This window comes from Yimella sp. NH-Cas1 (assembly GCF_022359705.1).
Classification (GTDB): Bacteria; Actinomycetota; Actinomycetes; order Actinomycetales; family Dermatophilaceae; genus Yimella; species Yimella lutea.
Genome location: NZ_JAKSGG010000001.1, coordinates 1 through 17,218, shown reverse-complemented (window position 1 = coordinate 17,218; position 17,218 = coordinate 1). Strand labels below are relative to the sequence as shown.

17 protein-coding genes and 1 pseudogene are annotated in these 17,218 nt (G+C 65.1%); 12 read left to right on the top strand and 6 right to left on the bottom strand.

Annotated elements, in window-relative coordinates; translation table 11 throughout:
• Positions 1-104 precede the first annotated feature (104 nt).
• From MF407_RS00090 to MF407_RS00080, 3 genes are read left to right on the top strand one after another with little or no spacing between them, the layout of a single operon-like run.
• Complete coding sequence (locus tag MF407_RS00090) at positions 105-443, top strand: metalloregulator ArsR/SmtB family transcription factor (RefSeq protein ID WP_255407472.1); 339 nt, start codon at positions 105-107, stop codon at positions 441-443.
• Complete coding sequence (locus MF407_RS00085; protein WP_239700616.1) at positions 440-1,192, top strand: cation transporter; 753 nt, start codon at positions 440-442, stop codon at positions 1,190-1,192. The genes MF407_RS00090 and MF407_RS00085 overlap by 4 nt, the downstream gene beginning before the upstream one ends.
• Positions 1,192-2,100 carry a cation diffusion facilitator family transporter gene (locus MF407_RS00080; RefSeq protein WP_129627768.1) on the top strand — a complete coding sequence of 303 codons (909 nt, stop codon included), beginning with the start codon at positions 1,192-1,194 and terminating at the stop codon, positions 2,098-2,100. Before MF407_RS00085 ends, MF407_RS00080 begins: the two co-directional genes overlap by 1 nt.
• Before the next feature lie 1,103 nt (positions 2,101-3,203).
• Here the strand turns inward: MF407_RS00080 and MF407_RS00075 are convergent.
• A complete protein-coding gene (locus MF407_RS00075) occupies positions 3,204-4,544 on the bottom strand; it encodes a hypothetical protein (RefSeq protein ID WP_239700614.1) in 1,341 nt (446 codons plus the stop codon).
• Between the two features lie 776 nt (positions 4,545-5,320).
• On the opposite strand from MF407_RS00075, the gene MF407_RS00070 reads away from it, so the two are divergent.
• A complete protein-coding gene (locus tag MF407_RS00070; protein WP_239700612.1) occupies positions 5,321-7,171 on the top strand; it encodes a hypothetical protein in 1,851 nt (616 codons plus the stop codon).
• A 101-nt stretch (positions 7,172-7,272) separates the two neighbouring features.
• Here MF407_RS00070 and MF407_RS00065 read toward each other — a convergent pair whose 3' ends face one another.
• The 3 genes from MF407_RS00065 to MF407_RS00055 all read right to left on the bottom strand — a co-directional run bounded on the left by MF407_RS00065 (position 7,273) and on the right by MF407_RS00055 (position 10,034).
• Entirely contained in the window at positions 7,273-7,608 is a 336-nt protein-coding gene (locus MF407_RS00065) for a hypothetical protein (protein ID WP_239700610.1), read from the bottom strand.
• A 134-nt stretch (positions 7,609-7,742) separates the two neighbouring features.
• Entirely contained in the window at positions 7,743-8,417 is a 675-nt protein-coding gene (locus MF407_RS00060; RefSeq protein WP_239700609.1) for a ParA family protein, read from the bottom strand.
• Positions 8,418-8,972: 555 nt separating this feature from the next.
• Positions 8,973-10,034 (bottom strand): site-specific integrase, encoded by a 1,062-nt coding sequence (locus tag MF407_RS00055; RefSeq protein WP_239700607.1) that lies wholly within the window; start codon positions 10,032-10,034, stop codon positions 8,973-8,975.
• 171 nt (positions 10,035-10,205) lie between these two features.
• On the opposite strand from MF407_RS00055, the gene MF407_RS00050 reads away from it, so the two are divergent.
• From MF407_RS00050 to MF407_RS00040, 3 genes are all read left to right on the top strand, one after another.
• Positions 10,206-10,721 (top strand): helix-turn-helix domain-containing protein, encoded by a 516-nt coding sequence (locus MF407_RS00050; protein ID WP_239700605.1) that lies wholly within the window; start codon positions 10,206-10,208, stop codon positions 10,719-10,721.
• A gap of 34 nt (positions 10,722-10,755) precedes the next feature.
• Positions 10,756-11,355, top strand: a complete 600-nt coding sequence (locus MF407_RS00045; protein ID WP_239700603.1) for a PIN domain-containing protein — start codon at positions 10,756-10,758, stop codon at positions 11,353-11,355.
• 238 nt (positions 11,356-11,593) lie between these two features.
• On the top strand, positions 11,594-12,190 hold the full coding sequence (locus MF407_RS00040; protein WP_239700601.1) for a hypothetical protein: 597 nt from the start codon (positions 11,594-11,596) through the stop codon (positions 12,188-12,190).
• 253 nt (positions 12,191-12,443) lie between these two features.
• Here the strand turns inward: MF407_RS00040 and MF407_RS00035 are convergent, their stop codons facing one another.
• Positions 12,444-13,046 (bottom strand): cadmium resistance transporter, encoded by a 603-nt coding sequence (locus MF407_RS00035; protein ID WP_239700599.1) that lies wholly within the window; start codon positions 13,044-13,046, stop codon positions 12,444-12,446.
• The gene (locus MF407_RS00030; RefSeq protein WP_006590980.1) at positions 13,043-13,402 is read right to left on the bottom strand and encodes a metalloregulator ArsR/SmtB family transcription factor; all 360 of its coding nucleotides are present in this window, start codon (positions 13,400-13,402) and stop codon (positions 13,043-13,045) included. Before MF407_RS00030 ends, MF407_RS00035 begins: the two co-directional genes overlap by 4 nt.
• Positions 13,403-13,459: 57 nt before the next feature.
• Between MF407_RS00030 and MF407_RS00025 the strand changes: the two are divergent.
• The 5 genes and pseudogenes from MF407_RS00025 to MF407_RS00005 all read left to right on the top strand — a co-directional run.
• Positions 13,460-13,786, top strand: a pseudogene (locus MF407_RS00025) (ATP-binding protein); the annotation flags it as partial.
• 209 nt (positions 13,787-13,995) lie between these two features.
• Entirely contained in the window at positions 13,996-14,628 is a 633-nt protein-coding gene (locus MF407_RS00020) for a recombinase family protein (protein ID WP_239700598.1), read from the top strand.
• Positions 14,625-15,554: a hypothetical protein gene (locus MF407_RS00015; RefSeq protein ID WP_239700596.1), complete on the top strand. Its 930-nt coding sequence runs from the start codon at positions 14,625-14,627 to the stop codon at positions 15,552-15,554. The genes MF407_RS00020 and MF407_RS00015 overlap by 4 nt, the downstream gene beginning before the upstream one ends.
• A 91-nt stretch (positions 15,555-15,645) precedes the next feature.
• A complete protein-coding gene (locus MF407_RS00010; RefSeq protein ID WP_239700594.1) occupies positions 15,646-16,158 on the top strand; it encodes a hypothetical protein in 513 nt (170 codons plus the stop codon).
• 106 nt (positions 16,159-16,264) lie between these two features.
• Positions 16,265-16,756 (top strand): hypothetical protein, encoded by a 492-nt coding sequence (locus tag MF407_RS00005; RefSeq protein ID WP_239700592.1) that lies wholly within the window; start codon positions 16,265-16,267, stop codon positions 16,754-16,756.
• Positions 16,757-17,218: the final 462 nt, after the last annotated feature.

The following is a 17,218-nucleotide window of genomic DNA, read 5'->3' as shown; positions in this document are numbered from 1 at the left end:
GGCGGCGCTCAGGTTCCACCGGCGGTTGACGATCACGAGAAGAACGTTAACATCGCCATATGGCGATAACAACGACACGTGATGCACTGGCGGTTGAGGATCCCGTGGACGAGACGACTGCTGCGGTCGCGGCCGCGTGCCTGTTCCATGGAATGGGTGATCCATCGAGGGTCGCGATCTTGCAGCACCTGCTGCTGGGTGAGCACAAGGTCGTGGAGCTGACTGCGCACCTGGGTTTAGCGCAGTCGACGGTGTCCAAGCACCTGGCATGCCTGCGCGACTGCGGCTTGGTGGCGTCTCGGCCCGTGGGTCGGGCCTCGGTGTTCTCACTCGCTCATCCGGGCGCTGTGGCCCGAGTGTTCGCCGCGGCTGAAGAACTCCTGGCCGCGACCGGCGACGCCGTGGTCTTGTGCCCGACATCCGGGGTAGGAGCACAGTCATGACCGGTGTCCCGCTCATCGGCCGCATCGCGCTGAGCCCGGAGGCCAGGCGTCGCCTCAGCCTGCGTGCCCAGCTGCTCGCGGGCGCGATCGTCGCCTACAACCTGCTCGAGGCCATCATTGCCATCGCAGCAGGTCGGGCCGCGAACTCCGCGGCGCTGGTGGGTTTCGGGCTGGACTCCCTGGTCGAGGTCTCCTCGGGTCTGATCATCTTGTGGCAGTTCCGTCACGCGGTGCCCGAGTCGCGTGAACGGTTAGCGCTGCGGCTGATGGCCATCGCATTCTTCGCCCTGGCCATCTACGTCTCCCTCGATGCTGCCCGCACCCTTCTGGGGTCAACCGAACCGGACCCATCCTCGATCGGTGTGATCCTCGGTGCCGTCTCGCTGGCCGTCATGCCATTCCTGTCCTGGGCGCAGCGGCGCACCGGACGCGCACTGGCCTCGGGGTCGGTGGTGGCCGACTCCAAGCAGACCCTGCTGTGCACCTATCTGTCGGCGGTGCTCCTGGCCGGCCTCCTCGTCAACGCCTGGTGGGGCTGGTGGTGGGCCGACCCGATCGCAGGCCTGGTCATCGCAGCCGTGGCGGTCCGGGAGGGACTGCAGGCATGGCGAGGCGATGCCTGCTCCTGCACGCCGCTTCCCCTGAATGAAGCCGACACGGAGGATGGCTCGTGTACCTGCGGTCCCGGATGCACGGACGCCTGCTGCGAGCCTGAGTCGACCGTGTCAACCGGGATGGGGGCTCGCTGATGGGCGGCGATCACTCCCACGGCACCGAGCACGCTGGCGGCCGTCATCGGTGGCGCCTGGGCGTCGCGTTCACGCTGGTCGCTTCCTACTTCGTCGTCGAGCTCTGCTTCGGCCTGTGGTCGGGGTCCCTGGCGCTTCTCTCTGACGCCGGGCACATGGCCGCCGACGTGGTTGCCCTCGGCGCGGCGCTCACCGCGACCAGGATCGCCAGCCGCCCGGACACGACCGGCCGACGTACATTCGGCTCCTACCGAGCAGAGGTCTTCGCCTCCGGCCTCACCGTCCTGCTCATGCTGGGCGCCGCCGTCTACGTGACGGTCGAGGCGGTCAGCCGGATCGGCGAAACCGTCGAGGTCGACACCGGACCCATGCTCATCGTCGGCGGTATAGGCCTCCTGGTAAACGTGATCGCCATGGTGCTGCTGCGCGGTGGCGCGGCCGAGAGCCTGAACGTCAAGGGCGCCTACCTTGAAGTGGTTGCTGACACCGTGGGATCCGTCGGGGTCATCGTCGCCGGGATCCTGGTCGCCCGCACCGGAAGCCCGTGGTGGGACACCATCGTCGCTCTCGCGATCGCGGTGTTCGTCGCTGTCCGCGCGATCATGCTTGGCCGGGAGGTGCTGGCCGTGCTAGGGCAGCACGCCCCCGCCGGCGTGGACCCCGAAGCCATCGATGCGCAACTGCGTGCGGTGCCCGGCGTCCTCCAGGTGCACGACCTGCACCTATGGACCCTGACCTCTGGGATGAACGTGGCCACCGCCCACCTGGTCGCCGAACCCAACACCGACGCCAACACCGTCCTGACCGCAGCCCGAAAAGTTCTGCGCGGACACGCCCAGATCGAGCACGCCACCCTGCAAATCGAATCAGGGGCCGCAGCCCGCGGATGCGCCGAAATGTCTTGGTAGGTCGTCAACGCGCATCCCATCCCGCCATCAGTGTCGATCAGCGAACGAGGCGGCCGCGCATCGTGGAGGACTCCTTGCTTCAATGAACGGAAACGCACCCTGGCTGCGACCAGATCCAAGCCTGACTACGCGGCCACTTCTGCGTCGAGCACTCCACCTGACCGGCCTCCGGACCGCAGCACGAGCACAAACCCGTGACCTGGCGCAGAAGCACGGGCAACGACGCGCGCGAGCTAGGTCGGCAGCGTTCCGCGCAGCCGGGTCATCTGGGTGATCTCCGCCTCCTGCGAGGTCTCGATCGCGCCAGCCAAGGTAATCGACCGCAGGGTTCTCCGTCATCGGCTGGATGGCCCGGGCCATGCCGATCCCGCCACGGTGATGGGCGATCATCAGGGTCAGGAACAGTCGATCTGCCGCCGGCCCGGTCGCTGCGCGTAGCTGTGCCAGCTGAGCCGGGGTCGCCATCCCCGGCATCGTGCTACCCGTACTGGCAGGCGACCCCATGTGGTGCCCGCTGCCCATCCACGCCATTGGCGGTTCAGATCCGGTCTGGTGCAGCCGCCACTGGGCCAGCCAGCCGTACATCTGCCCGGCCTGCTGCTGCTGGGTGGTAATGATGTCGTAGGCGATGGTGCGGATCGTTGAGTTGGTGGTCTTGTCCCGGATGATGAAGGCCATCTCGACTGCTTGGCGATGATGGGTCTGCATGTCCCTGGCAAAGCCCGCCTCTGCACTGGTGTCACCCGGCCCGCTGCCGCCCGAGCGCGACCCCACCAGACCCCCGAGCGCCCCTGGTGACACGTTCCTTACCGACACCCCAACGCGCTAGCAATGATGCCCTCGTGGATACACCTGGGTGTCATAGCAAATATTCACGAAACCCCAGTGCACATCCGGCCCGCTCGGAGCTTGCCCCGGTTTACGGACGGTTTGTACCATGACTGTTTTTCCTTCTTGGGGAACTTATTTCCGGCTCTGACGGACCCGGAGAGAACCGAATGACCCTCACTTTTATTATCGGCCGCTCGTCGACATCACCCAGAGAAAGCCGGGCCCCGCTGGTCTGCGGGGCCCGGCCTTCTCTGTGGATGGTGGTGTGCGGTTCAGCGTCCCCGGCTGCGGTCTGCGCTTCGCTCTGCTGTACGCGCCGTCGCGGTCTTGCGTGCTTTGCGGTTCTTGGGTGTGCGGCCAGCTTTGGCGACCATGGTCGCTGTAGGCGCGGAGAACCCGTGGGAGGAGTCGACGACTGCTTCGCGCGCGTCGGGTGTGACCCCTTCTGCTCTCAGGTCGGATTCATTGGCGCGGTCGTAGGCGACGTCCTCACCCTGCGCGGCCTGCTCTTGGGCTTGTTGTTCGTCGTTGTGCCACAGTTCAGCCGTTGCTTCTTCGGCGTAAGCCGTGCGGCGTTCGACGTCGGATCGGTACTCTCCCCGTGCCGCGATGTCCGGGTCGGTGTGGGTCGCGTCGACCTCGCCGGTTCTGGCTGCGGCGCGGGCATTCGCCGCGTCGATCCGGTCGCCGTACTCGGCTGCCTGGTCGGCCAGCACGTCGACCAGCAACCAGTCCCGACCTCGGCCGGGTGCCGCGTTCTGTTGCTCACTGGCCCACTGGCCGGGGTCAGTGCCGAACCGTGCAACGAACTGGCGATGCAGCTGCTCGGCCGCGGCCTGGTCACCGGGGTTGCTGGTCGCGGGAACGCTCGCGGCCTGCCAGGACCGCGCCAAGTCCTCTTGCGAGATCTCCCGAGCCACTTCGGGGTCGAGGTGTTGTGCGTACGCGGCACGCAGCTGTTCGTCCATGGTCGTGGTCTTCTCCGAGACCCCGGAGATCTCCTGCGCCTGGCGGAGTTGTTCGAGTTCGAGCGCTCCGCGTTCGTCGACGCCGGCCGCCCATGCTTCCACCAGGCGGGCTGTCCGTTCCGCGTCCTCGAGGCCGGCCAGGTTCTCCCCCGACCAGCGCGCCCACTCTTCTTGTCGGCTGCGCAACGGGATCGCGCCGTGGTCGCGTAGCGCCGTCATGTCTGTCAGGAGTTCTGTTCTTGCGTCTGACCCGTGCAGCCGCTCGTCGACGTGCCGACGGTAGTACGGCGGTGCGTGCTCGGCCGCGAACTCCTGAGCCTTACCCACGGTCAACTTCGCGACCGGCGCGGCCTTGATCTTCCACGTCCTTTCGAGCTCACGCAGTTGCGCGGCAGTGGGGTGTTCCCCGGCAGGCGGGTCCAACTCGGCGCGGCCCAGGTGCCGAGCCCATTCACGCACCGCTGTTTCGTGGCTCAGCTTCCCGGTCCGGGTCCACTCATCATGGTCGTCAACCAGTTGGCCGGCGACGGCGAGGTTCAGCGTCCCATCGGCCGCGAGGAGCCGATCGTCAACGTGACGGGTGTAGTACAGCGGGGCGTCTCTTTCGGCCCATTCCACCGCGCGGTGCACTCGCTCGTCGGTCACCTCAGCGACCGCTGAAGAGGAGGTGGGGCCCGCAGCGTGTGCGGCGGCTGCCCGGGCCCGCTCAAAGTCGAAGACCCCGTTACCGACGTAGATCCCGTATGCGCAAGATGGTTATCGCCCTGCTGAGCGCGGTCACCATGTTCACGGTGGCTGCTCCGACGGCACACGCAGCACCTGCAACCAAGATGTCCGCGTATCGCGGCTGCGGCTGGTGCTGACACCCTCAGTCCTTCTCTTTCGTGTCCAGTGTTAGCGGACACGCCGCATTTCGAGGGTCCGGGAATCTTTAACAGTTACACGCAAGGATGGGGGCATGGCACAGCCGCACAAGGGACAGCGTCTTCTAATCGCTAGTCGTCCCCCCCAGCGCGTCGCCGAAGTGATCCAGGCCCGAGCAGCAGAGTGTGACGTTTCGGTGAGTGAGTACGTGGCCTCAGTACTCGCAGCCCATGTGGGTCTTCCTGACGTTGCGCCTATGCCGAAGCCCCAAACGCCACAGGAAGGACTCCCACTGACCGGTACCTGAAGACGGTAAAGGCCGTTGACATGACGAAGGCCGGTGTTACCAGCACCGGCCCGCCATTTGAAAGCTGTTGAGAACGAGTTACCAGCTCGATCTCGATATAACCCTCCGTCAGAGAGGTGGCTTTGTGCTACCCAGCGTAGCTCCTACGCACCCTGTTTTCCAGCTATCGCCGCGTGTCCAGTTGGATGCTCGGTTGTTTGTGGCTGGGTCTTGGTGGTGCCTGGATGCACAGAACCGGCGAGTTCCGGGCGTGGTCGCTGCATCGTTGGATGCAGCGCTTGGGCTGATCGGTCAGGGTGCGGTGGCCACGGTGGTGGGTCGGTTGGTGCCCGGGGTGGTTGTTGTTGACGTTGATGTCGACGGCGTTGCTGGGTGGGCGATCGCTGAGCACGTGTGTGCGTGGGCTGACCGAAACGCGGTGTGGCGTCTTCTGCGGCCGAGTGGGGGTGCGGATGGCCGTGCGCATGTGTTTCTCGCTGGCGGCAATCTGGAGGATCTTCCGGATTTCGTCGCGTCTCTGCGTGATTCGTATGGCGTTCCGTCGTCGATGGTGGATGTGCGCCGTGAAGTGCGCCCGTTGTCGGCGCCGCACCGTACCGGGGTGGATACAGCCCCGTTGGGGGATGTGAGGGCCGCTCAGCAGGCCCTGGTCGCCACCTTGATGGATGCGGCGATCGCCGCGCCGTCGCCCTTGCCGGTCGACGACCGGGCTGATGTGGCGCTGATGCCGGTGCGGCGGCGGACGCGTCGTGACCTTCCTCGCGAGTGGTCTACCTACCTGCTCACTGGGGTTGCGCCGGCCTTTCAGGAGGGCGCGGATTCTTCCCGTTCCGCGGTGGAGCATGTGGCCACGGTGCGGATGGTGCAGGCGGGGTGGACCGCCCCGGAGGCGTGGGCGACGATCCAGGCAGCTCATCCAGAAGCGATGCAGCGCGCCCGCGAGTCATACCGGCGGTGGGTCCGCACTGCCTGGAACACCGCGGTCCGGCGCGATGACGCGCACCAGCCAGTCCCCACCCCAGACGACCCTGTCGCCGAGGCGGTTCTCGCGGCCAGGTGTGCCCTGCTCGAGGTGGCTTGGACGCTGCCGCCCAAGGCGCGCCCCGGCCTACTGACCGTGGGGCACGCGGTCTTGGACCGGATGGAGCGCACGAACTGTCTGCGGGTCCCGGTGCCTGAACGAAACCTGGTGCTGGACACGGGGGTAGCCGACCGCCGCACTATCCGCACCCAGCTGCGACGGCTTCATGCCGGCGGCGTCGGGCGACTGCACAAGGACTCCTTCGTCCCCGCGAGGCACTCCTCGTCGTACGAGTTCGAAATCCTGCCCTTGGCTGACGGGGTGTCGATTATTGACCCACCTAGTTTTCACACCCCCTACGCCCACATCCACCCCTCTAGCCTGCATGGACCCCGGCATACCTGGACCACCCTGCGCCACCTCCCTGCAACGCCCACTCCGCCCACCGAGCTCGCTCAGCTTTGCCTGCTCACGGACTCCCCCACCAGCACGGCTACCCCCCGCCAACTGCGCACGCTGCTCCAGGGTCTACACACGCTGCAGCGAGAAGGCCTCGCAGCGTGCACCGCTGACGGGCTCTGGCACAGGACGCTAGCGCCCATCCCGCGGGAACTACTCCTGCTCGACCAGCAGCAACGGGCACCGCTGCGTGCAACGGTGCAGGCTGAGCGTGCAGCCTGGCGATCTGGAAGCTCCTGGAGCAGCGCTCGTGCTGCAGCGGTGAAGGCTAACCGTGCTCGACAACGCCAGTGGTGGGGTTCGCTGTCGGAGACTGAACGTGCACACCGTCGTCAGGAGTGGTCGGAGAAGTTCGCCGGTTTGTCGCTGGTGGATCAAGAACGGGTGAAAGCGCACCTGGCTCAACGGGACCAGATCAGTGGGGTCGCCCCGGATGATCGTCGTCGAGCATGGCTTGCCAGCTTGGCTGAGGGTGAGTTTGCCGCTCGGTCTCAGCAGCGTGCGGCATGGTTCGAGGGGCTTCCAGATCCGTTGAAGATCGCGCACGCCACTGCATGGGCTCGCGATCGTGCTCGCGTCGCGCAGTCAAGGTTGGCGACCACGTCGGTTCGTCGGCAGTGAGTTCAGCACTCCGCCGTAGTCGAGTAGAAGGCGAATGTGTTTGTGCCTCAACGGGTTCCAAACGCCTTATTAGAACCCTCAAACACGCCACCCCACGCGCCCTAGAGCCGTTTCCTGCCGATCGCCTGCTCAGGAACTTGCTCCGCGCGCCCACGCAGCTCATCGATGACCTGCTGCGGCGTCATGCTCTCCATCAACCGCTGAACCGCCAACCGAACAACCGCGCTCCGCGAGGCATCAACCTTCGGCTTAGCGCGCCGTCCATCGATCGCGATGTCTTCCAACCACTCATTCGCCGACTCATCCAGGTAGATCGTCGACCGCACCAACGGAGCCAGCGGCGCACTCTGAGCCGGCGACACCGCCTTCACCACCGGCTTAGCCACCTTCTGACGCGGCGCAGACACGACCTCGGCCGCGGGCGCATCCTCCACCACAGCCGCTGGGGCTGGTTCCGGCTTCTGCTTTGCAGGATTGCGCGGCGGAGGCGCGTGACGCGCAGAGTTCCTCTTCTTCGCCTTCTCCGACGCCTCATCACGGGACCGCTTCATCGCGGCGAGACCATCAATCGTCATTTCACGTACTCCTTCACGTAGTCAGCCAGCTCCAGGTAGGCATCAACAGCGCCCTGGAACGCCTTCGGTGTCGGATCCTCAGCACTCATCGCCATCCGCCGCTTCCGCGTGCCGATCTTGCTGACGTAGGGAATCGGGGGACCGACCCGCACCGGGGTCTGATCCACGATCGCGCCCAACCGCTTCACCTCGGCTGCAGGCGGGATACGAGGCACCATGTTCGGCACCAGCACCAACGGGTAATCAGCCATCTCCCGCACCAACTGCTCAGTGCCGTTCAGGTCATTGGTACGCAGCCCGGTCGGCGACAAGATCACGTTCGCGATCGACATCGCACCGTGAGTCGGAGCTGACGCACCCGGGTGAGTGTCCACCACAACCCACTCACTGCCCCACTCCCCCGCCCACCGATCAATGAGATCAGCCCAATCCTCTGAACTGAGACCAACATCGACCAGGTCCGGGCTACCAGGAACCAAGTGCGGCTTACGAAAACCCTTGAGAACACGAGGAGTTCGATCCCGCTCAATCGCCGAAAGCAGAGCATCTGTCGCGCGTCCCTCATGCCGATAACCCCAGGTGGAGCTCACTCCCCCACCGTCCCACTCAAGGTCCAGCAGCACCGCATCCAAGACCGCAGCCAACTCATAAGCCACGGTGCTCTTACCCACGCCACCCTTACGCGAGGCCACAACACAAATGTTCACCATGCCCACAACGTTAGCACGCTACAACGTCACAGCGTTCTAACGTTAAAATAGGCTAGGGAGAGAAGGCGCTGGAAAGCGCGGACTTCATCGACCTCCCATGGGGGACCCCGCGAGAACTCGCCAACCACAGACCGTTTAGACGCCCCGAAGGCGTAGGAACATAAGGACGTCATAACGCTTAAACGTCTAATTGTTAAAACGTTAAGACGTTCTCACGATCCACGATGGAAACGTCGAGAGGCGCGAACTTCATCGGGCCTCTACCAGTGGGGGACCACTGCCGGACCTCTGCCAAACACAACGTTTAAACGCTGTGGGGTTGGAACGTGAAAGCGCCAAGTAGCTAGAACGTCACAGCGTTACGACGTTGTAGCGTTTGAATACCAGAGGGTAAGTCCGAGTAGCCGCTAAAACCGCTACATCGTTCCAGCGTTATAACGTTAAAACGTTGTGGTGGTAGACGCTCGGCGAACGCCGCGCGGCTGGTCGGCTGGAGCCGGGCCACTCTCTACCGGCTTATAGGCCGAGGCTGGTGGCGGCGTTGTCGGTCCAGGCGTTGTGGATGCGGACGTAGCCGCCGAGGGTCGCGAGGGAGCGGTGTCGGGATTGGTGGGCGATCGCCCGGTCGGTTGCTCCGCGCAGGTGGGCGTAGGTGATGAACCCAGCCCGGAGGGAGTGCGCGGAGTAGGGGAGTGGGTCGATCCCGGCGCGGGCGATCGCCTGCTGGACGAGGGTGTTGATCGACTCGGGGTGCAGTGGCCGGCCGGTGGCCTTGTTTCCCTTGGTCACTCCTTGGAAGACGGGGCCGGTGGTGATCTGGGCGAGTTCGAGCCAGGCGCGCAGGGCGGTGACGGGGCACCTGTCGGGGTTGCCGGAGCGGGGGAGGACCACGAGTTCGGCTTCTGTGCCGTGCTGGTTGGTCTTGGACCGGGGTAGTGAGAGGACGAGCCCGTTGGGGTGCTCGTCGACGTGCTCGACTTGGAGTGCAGCGAGTTCGCTGCGGCGTAGAGCGCCGACGAACCCGACGAGCAGCAGGGCTTTGTCGCGTTGGCCGGCGAGATCGGGTTCGGGGGAGCGACCCCTTGTTTTCCAGGTCTTGGTGGTGGGGCAGGCGGCGAGGACGTCGAACAACTCCGGCGGCATGAGCGGAGCGGATTGGTCTGGTGGTGCGCCGTGGGTGCGGCGGATCCCTTCCCAGACCGCGACCACCCGGGCGTTCGCGGTGGGGTCGGGCAGGTCCTGCAACTGGTGGACGAACTTCAGCGCGGACAAGCGCCGGCTCATCGTGCCGACCTTCGCGCCGGCCTTGGCCAGGTCGGACAGGTATCCGGTGATCGTGGATGCGGCCGCCGGCAACGGGTCTCGGCCGTGCTGGACGCACCAGGTGGTGAATTCGGTCCAGTCCGAGCGGTACCCGCGCAGTGTGTTCGCTGCCCGGGCGGCCTCGACGTACTCGGTCTCGGTCTCGGTGAGCGGCACGTCGTCGAGCAGTTGCACTGCATCCGTTGTTGTTGATGCCCGTGCGACCGTGCCCGCGGTCGAGGGCGTTGTTGCGGGTGGGTCGGTCGGCGTGGTCATGGCGGACACCCTACGACTTATTACACGGGATTCCGTACATTATCCCGGGTAATAATCGTCCTTCGTTGGGACTAGTCCCGGACGGTCCGGTCCGCCGCAGCTGCGTGAATCACTTTCGTAAGTTTCGCAACTGCCGTACAGTGGGGGGACCCGCCACCAAAGGAGACACCCGTGAGTACCCCGGCGCTCGACCTCAAGCCCGATGTCGTCAACCCTGCACCAGCTGAGGCGGCCGATTTGGCGCAGGTTCTCAACTTCCTCGAGGCGCACGAAGCGCGCCACGGCGCCTCCCCTGCGTCGTCGTTCTACTTGTCCGGCGCTGAGCAGCACGACCGAGTCGAGCTGACAGAGCAATTGCACACCATCCTCAAACAGGTCGTGGCGGCACTCAGCAAGGGCCAGTCGATCAGCATCATGACCCGTGATCAGGAGATCACCACGCAGCAAGCAGCCGAGCTCCTCGGCCTCTCGCGGCCAACCGTCGTGCGACTGATTGACGCCGGAGAGCTATCTGCGCATGTCCCGGGCAGGCAGCGGCGCAAGTTGCGACTGGCCGACGTGCTGAACTACCGCGAGGAGCTGCGGCGCCGGCGCAACCGGTTCATCACCGAATCTTCGGCCGATTACGACGACGTCGACCCGGACGAGACGGCCGCGCTGCTGGCGGAGTCCCGCAGGGCACACTAACGATCGCGCTGGCGGGTCTGTCAGACTCGCCAGCGTGTATCGCGCCGTCCTCGACACTTGTGCCCTGGTGCCGGGACAGCAACGCGATTTCCTACTGCAGTTGGCAACCGAGCGCGCCTACGCGCCGCTGTGGAGCACTGGAACCCTGGACGAGCTGGACTACGTACTGGCGCGGCTGGACGAGCGGAGGGGCCGGGCGGACAGGGCTGCGTACCGGAAACGGCTGCTCGCCCAGATGGCCTCAGTTTTTCCGGGGGCGACCATCGAAGCAGCCAGGGACCGCGCCTACCAGTACCGATTGGCCGACCCCGGCGACGGGCACGTCGCGCATGCCGCGATCGTCGGCAAGGCAGACGCGATCGTCACCAACGACAGCCGCGCAGGCTTTGCGACGGCACCGTCTCTCATCGAGGCTGAAATTCAGAGCATCACCCCGGCGCAGTTCGCCGCTAACACCGTCGCCGCCCACCCCGAGTCCGGCGTGCGCGCCGTTCAAGCGATGTCGGCACGTATGACCACGCCGCCACGCACCCCCGCGCAGGTGCTCGACGAACTGCGGCAACGGTATGGAATGACCGAGGTCCACCACATCCTCGCCCCGCTGTTGGCCGAGGACGACGTCACACCCAGTTGAGGGGAACGCATCACCGCCTGCTGCTCTCGAAGCACGCCCCACAGGACACCATTCGCGTTCCGCGTGCCCCGATTAGCACGCGACCACGGGTTCTCGTGTCGCACGATTCACGACGTCGTTCTACGCACCTGCGTTCGTTACAAGGACGCCGATGGCCGGCGGCGCACAAGAGGAGGGACTCTCCCTAGGATTCCGTAGGAACTGGGTCCTTCATTGTCGCGACGGAACGAGTCAAGTTATGCCTGACGCCGCAACCTGGAGTGTTATTGGCTCAAGCACAGTCGCGGTTGCATCGCTAGCCACCGCCGCGATTGGTGCACGCTCCCAGCGCCAACACGAGGTTAAGCAGGCCCGCGAAGAGCGGATGTGGGCAGCAAAGACGAGCGCGCTGCACAACCTGATCGGTGCGGCCTGGCCAGTCGCCGCTCTTGAGCCGCTAGTTGACTCGGCGCCCCATTGGGACGAAGTCGCGCAACTCGCAGAGGCGATCCTTCGCCTTCGCACGGTTATGCGGGACGAGGCGCCGGGGATTGAGGCCTATGCCAGCGCGAAGTGCCGCGACGAGCTGATCAGGACCAATGTGCTTCTTATCGAAACGTTTCCTGATGGCGGGCTGCTGGATGACTGTGCGGCGTTGCCGTACGAGCGGCGCCACAAAGAGGAAGCAATCGACGCGAGAGATTTTGAGGCGGCCGCACGCTACCGGGACCACGAGAGGGAAACGCTTGCTCGAATCGCCACAGCCAGTCGAGACACCGACTGGAAGGCTGTTGTCGCCCGCTGCGGCAGCCTCATGGCAGCCGCGCGAGCGAGCATTCAGGGTGGCGAGAGCTGAATAGAGGCTAAGTGGCGAAGGCCCCGACCTGGACTAGCTCGTCCCGGTGCCCAGTACATCTGAGGTACACCCCAGGTGGACACGCTGGAGCAGTGCTTAGGTGTGTGGCTTCGTTCGCTTGGTGGCGGGGTTTTTGCAGCGCTCCGTGGCGGTCTTGTTGCCGCGATCACGCAGGACTGGCTGCAGGTAGGTGTCGCGGTCTGAACCGAGAGGGGTGCGCCCGGTCGGGGCCGTTTGGATCGCTGCCGCTACGTCAGAGTCCGAAGGCTCCGCCGCTGACGAGGATCACGATGCCGAGGCCGATGAGAACGATGGGGAAGAGGATGTGCTCCCAGCGTTCGAGCACTTCGGCGATCGGGGGGCGGGTGGCGACGAACTTTGCCAGGGCCACCAGGACCGCGACGAGCGCGAGGAAGACGATGCAGTAGGCGACTACTGCGAGAGGTTCCACGCTGAGGAAGACAGGGGTGTAGACGCCGATGTTGTCGCCGCCGTTGGCAAGGGTGACGCCTGCGACTGTCCACACGCCGACCTTCTTGCCGGCAACCTTGGCCTCGTCGTCATCGTCGTCATCGTCTCCGCGCCAGGCCTGCCATGCGGCCCAGAGGCCGAGGCCCAGAGGGATGAGACCGAAGTACGGGATGGCTGCCGAGGGCAGGAATGCTCCGGCACCGATGGTCACCAGGACCGCGGCACCGAGGATGCCGGCGAATCCGAGGTACTGGCCGGCCAGAATGCGGGCGGTAGTGCCGCGCTGGCCTGCCCCTCGCGCGAAGAAGAGGGAGAGCACGATGATGTCGTCGATGTTGGTCGCTGCGAACAGGCCCATCGCCCGCAAGACCGAGGTGAGGATCATGCGCCCTCCCCAGCTGCGTCGCATCCGGGAAGCGAGCAGGCGGGATCGATGCACGGGGCGTCTTCGTCCACTGCCAGGGTGGCATCGACCAGTGCCGTCAGCGCCTGCGCCAGGTGCGAATCGGCGATCTCATATCGTGTCCGACGACCCTCGGGCTCGGAGACGACGATCCCGCAATCGCGCAGGCATGCCAGGTGGTTGGACACGTTCGGGCGTGTCAGGTCCAGATCTCGGGCCAGTTCCGCCGGGTAAGCGGGATGGTCGAGCAGGGTCAAGATGATCCGGGATCGAGTGGGGTCGGCCAGTGCACGACCCAGGCGGTTCATCACGTCGAGACGCGAAGCAATAGTCAGCATGGACTGAACTATACAGCGCGCACTGAACACTCGGTCACAGGCGTCAGCCCAGATCGCATGCCCGGCCTGGAGAAGCAGTTCAGCCACTACCCCCAGTTCTACAGCCGAGTCGGCTTCGCCCACCAGTACCGGCCCCTGGGGCAAGACGAACTGCTGTTCGTCCTCGAGCGACACTCGCGATCCCTCGGCAAGACCCTCGACCCCGACGACTTCACCGACGCCCAAGCCATCGCAGCCATCGCACGGATCACCCGCGGCAACTTCCGGCTCCTCGAACGCCTCTTCCCCCAGATCCAGCGGGTCCTGAAGATCAACGAACTCGACACCATCACCAACGACGTCATCGAAGCCGCACAGAGCACCCTGGTCATCGGTGTCACCTGACCCCGCCACGAAGCGACCGAAGAACCCCGCCATTCAGCAGACGAAGTCACACCCTGCTGAGGGCTCCGCTAGACCATGTGCGGTGACGATCGTCAAACGCGACACCGCAGACCACTTGACCGCTCAGCGCAGCGACGCAACCAGGGCTGTCTCATTTGACCTGCACGGTCTAGAATCGCGGTAACGACCGTCAAATGAACCAAACGAGGGTGCTGGACGTGCTGATTGGGTACGCACGGGTCTCGACGGAGCGGCAGGACCTCGCGGCGCAGCTGAAGGGTCTGGCTGACCTGGGTGTGGACCGGGCGCGGATCTATACAGACAAGCGCACGGGTCGGTCGATGAAGAACCGGCCAGGCCTAACTCAAGCGATCGCCGCTCTTCGTCCCGGTGACGTGCTCGTGGTGACCAAGCTCGACCGGCTCGCCCGATCGGTGCCTGATGCGCGCGACCTCGTCGGCCAGGTCTACGAGAAGGGCGCGGCCCTCCAGCTCGGACCGTCGCTGCACGACCCGGAGGACCCTGTCGGGAAGTTCCTCTTCAACGCGCTGGCGATGGTGGCCGAGTTCGAGTCAGACCTGAACCGGCAGCGCACGATGGAGGGCTTGGCGATCGCGCGGGCGCAGGGCCGGCTCAATGGGAAGCCGCCGAAGCTGAACGAGCGACGGACGAGGAAGCTGCTCCAGGACTACGAGGCCGGCACCGCGACGGTCGGCCAGCTCGCCGAGGACTACAACGTGTCCCGAGCAACTGTGTACCGCACGATCAAGCGCGCCAAGGCGCAGTTAGATGGGGAGCGCGTGACCTGCACGCCGCTGATATCTGGGATTGAGGCTCCATGAGCACTGTTCTGGCCCAGGCCGTCGAAGAACTGAGCGGGTCGACCACCGAGCTGCCTTCCGCGCTCCGGAGGCTCCTGGTCATCGCTTCGCGAATCAAGGCCCCTCACCTCGCCGAGTGGGTCAGGAACGAGTTGAACGGCTACTTCGGCGAGACACCCGTTCCTGAGTACCGGCAGGGCCCCGTGGTCGTGAGTCTGCGCTACTTGGGGTCCTACGGGAGTGAGCGCACGCTGCGCCAGGGCACGTGGGACTTGCCTGAGAAGTTGAGGTTAGGAGACGACTGGGGCTGGCTTCGCCAGTCAGTGGCGGCCTTGGCTGAACTGAGCAAGGGTGAGAGTGACCCAGGGGTCTCCCTCCCTGGGTGGTGGATCGCGACGGCCCGCGACCTGATTGATAAGGGGGAAATGAGCACCGTGGCGATGATGGTCTTGGATTCGGCCCGCATCGTTTTCCCCCGAACCCAGATCTCCGGGGTCCTCGACCGGATCCAAACAGAGGCTCTAAGCCTCGTCCTCGCGCTGGAAAGCGTGTCGCCAGAGATTGGCAACGTTGGCGGGCCCACCGTGGAAGAGCCCGCTGTGGCGGACGTGCTTCGTGGCCTAACGATCAACACCGGTGATGGGTCCTCGATCGTGTTCGGCTCGGGCAACGCGGTGGCAACGGGTGCGGGCGCCGAGGCTCGTGTTGCCCCGGGTGATGTTGAAGCGCTACTCCGAGAAGTTAAGAGCGCGCTCGACGACGAGGCCGCAACTGCCCTCCGGGACGCGATCGCTAGCGACGACGGTCGGGCTGGGTCGGCAGTTCAGTCGTGGCTACAGCGTGTACGGGCGGGGGCCTTCAGCATCGCTGGCGGGATGACCAGCAATGGAGCGTACGACCTCGCCGTCATGTTGGTGGATCAGACTTTCCCCGGATGGGGAGGGTGATCGCGGTGCCTCTCCTCGCAGGGCCTCAACGAGTGCTCGCCTTCTGTTGCCACGCATGGGTGTCTCACTGACCACGACGAAGGGGTCCACGATGACCAAGGTTTCAGGGCTCAGTAGAGAGGCCCGGCAGATCATCAAGTCGCGCGGCTACACGGCCGCGCAGTACGTCGAGGCGCACTGCCCGGGTGCCGCGTGGAGTGGCGACACTTGCGGGTGCCCCGACGATCGGTGCCGAGACGGGTTTCACCACGAGCCCGGTGAGGAGTGCGGATGCCTGTCTGTGCAGCTTGACGACCTGGACCACTGGCGCCGCGCTGCTGACATCTGGCGTCGTCATCATGACGGCGTGGACGTCCAGCGCGATCTGGCTGAGTGGGCCCGGTTCTTCGGTCACGGGATCTATGCAGGACGTGTCAGCGGGCGAGGGATCGACCTTGCGCGGTCAGGACCGAATCCGGGGTGGGTCGGCAGCCACGACCACGAAGGGGGCGGCTACTGGCTTAGGTATTGGAGCGTGACCGACCCGCCGGGCTGGAACCGGCCACAGATCAGTGACGGCGAAGTTGCCGCCCTCCAAGACGGCGAGTGGATGGGTCTCACATGACCACCGCGGGGGAAGCGAGCTCCACCCCACGGCGGTCACCGAATTGTCTGGGGACGAACAGCTCACAGGGATTGACGCCACGGTTCTCGATTTCTGGCGGTGGGCGATGTCTGACCTGCGGATGAACAACGTCCGTGGGTACCTCGCGGAGTTCGTGGTCGCTCGAGCGGTGGGAGCCACCGGCCGACGCGTGGAGTGGGACGCATATGACCTCGTCACGTCGTCGGGCGTGAAGGTCGAGGTCAAGGCGAGCGGTTATCTTCAAGCGTGGCGGCAGCCCAACGGGGTGTCGAGACCGACCTTTCGGGTCCCGCAGACCAATGGCTGGGATCACGCCCAAGGCACCACGGTGGGCAAAGGCTGGCATGCCGACGTCTACGTCTTCTGCCTGCACACGGCCCAAGAGCACGACAACTACGACGTCCTGGACACGCGACAGTGGGACTTCTATGTGCTGCCACGTCGCGCCATCATCGAGCAAGACGGACGCTCGATTTCCTTGACTTGGCTGGCTCAGCACGCACAGGGCCCCGTCACGGTTGCTGAGCTTCCTGCAGTGATCGAAGCGAATGCGGAGAGCAGTGAGGTGTCTCAGTGACCACGCTAAGGCACCCCGAGGAGGCGAGGTGACTTTGGACCGGGCTTCTGCGGCTGCTCAAATGCCCATCGTCGAGGCCGCGTGGAGATTCCTTCGGCCGCTGTACGGCAGGCGTGACCTTCGCGGAGCGTGGCCGCTTGTACATCCGACGTTGCGTCTCTGCTGGGTTCAATGGTGGCTCAGCGCGAACCGTGCAGCGATTGAGGACAAGGGACTCGATGTCGAGGAGGTTGCACACGCGCTGACCGAGCGCGAGCCCGAACATTGGCTGTGGACACACTTCCAGCGAGTCCTGACGCGCGATCTCGCTACAGCATTCCCAATCGACGTCGAGGTCGCGGGCATTGGCGCAGCGGCCAGACCCATGGGAGTCGATCTCGAACTGCTGTACGTGCATGCTCAAGTGCCCCCCGAGCGGGGTGTGGGAGGACGGTGCCGAAGCTGAGGTGCTGCCACTCCTCA

What these genes read in the sequence shown, in the direction of transcription:
- MF407_RS00085 (WP_239700616.1), top strand. Translation starts at nt 440, where the DNA reads ATGACCGGTGTCCCGCTCATCGGCCGCATCGCGCTGAGCCCGGAGGCC.
- MF407_RS00080 (WP_129627768.1), top strand. Translation starts at nt 1,192, where the DNA reads ATGGGCGGCGATCACTCCCACGGCACCGAGCACGCTGGCGGCCGTCAT.
- MF407_RS00055 (WP_239700607.1), bottom strand. Translation starts at nt 10,034, where the DNA reads ATGACCACGCCGACCGACCCACCCGCAACAACGCCCTCGACCGCGGGC.
- MF407_RS00040 (WP_239700601.1), top strand. Translation starts at nt 11,594, where the DNA reads ATGCCTGACGCCGCAACCTGGAGTGTTATTGGCTCAAGCACAGTCGCG.
- MF407_RS00035 (WP_239700599.1), bottom strand. Translation starts at nt 13,046, where the DNA reads ATGATCCTCACCTCGGTCTTGCGGGCGATGGGCCTGTTCGCAGCGACC.
- MF407_RS00030 (WP_006590980.1), bottom strand. Translation starts at nt 13,402, where the DNA reads ATGCTGACTATTGCTTCGCGTCTCGACGTGATGAACCGCCTGGGTCGT.
- MF407_RS00015 (WP_239700596.1), top strand. Translation starts at nt 14,625, where the DNA reads ATGAGCACTGTTCTGGCCCAGGCCGTCGAAGAACTGAGCGGGTCGACC.
- MF407_RS00010 (WP_239700594.1), top strand. Translation starts at nt 15,646, where the DNA reads ATGACCAAGGTTTCAGGGCTCAGTAGAGAGGCCCGGCAGATCATCAAG.
- MF407_RS00005 (WP_239700592.1), top strand. Translation starts at nt 16,265, where the DNA reads ATGTCTGACCTGCGGATGAACAACGTCCGTGGGTACCTCGCGGAGTTC.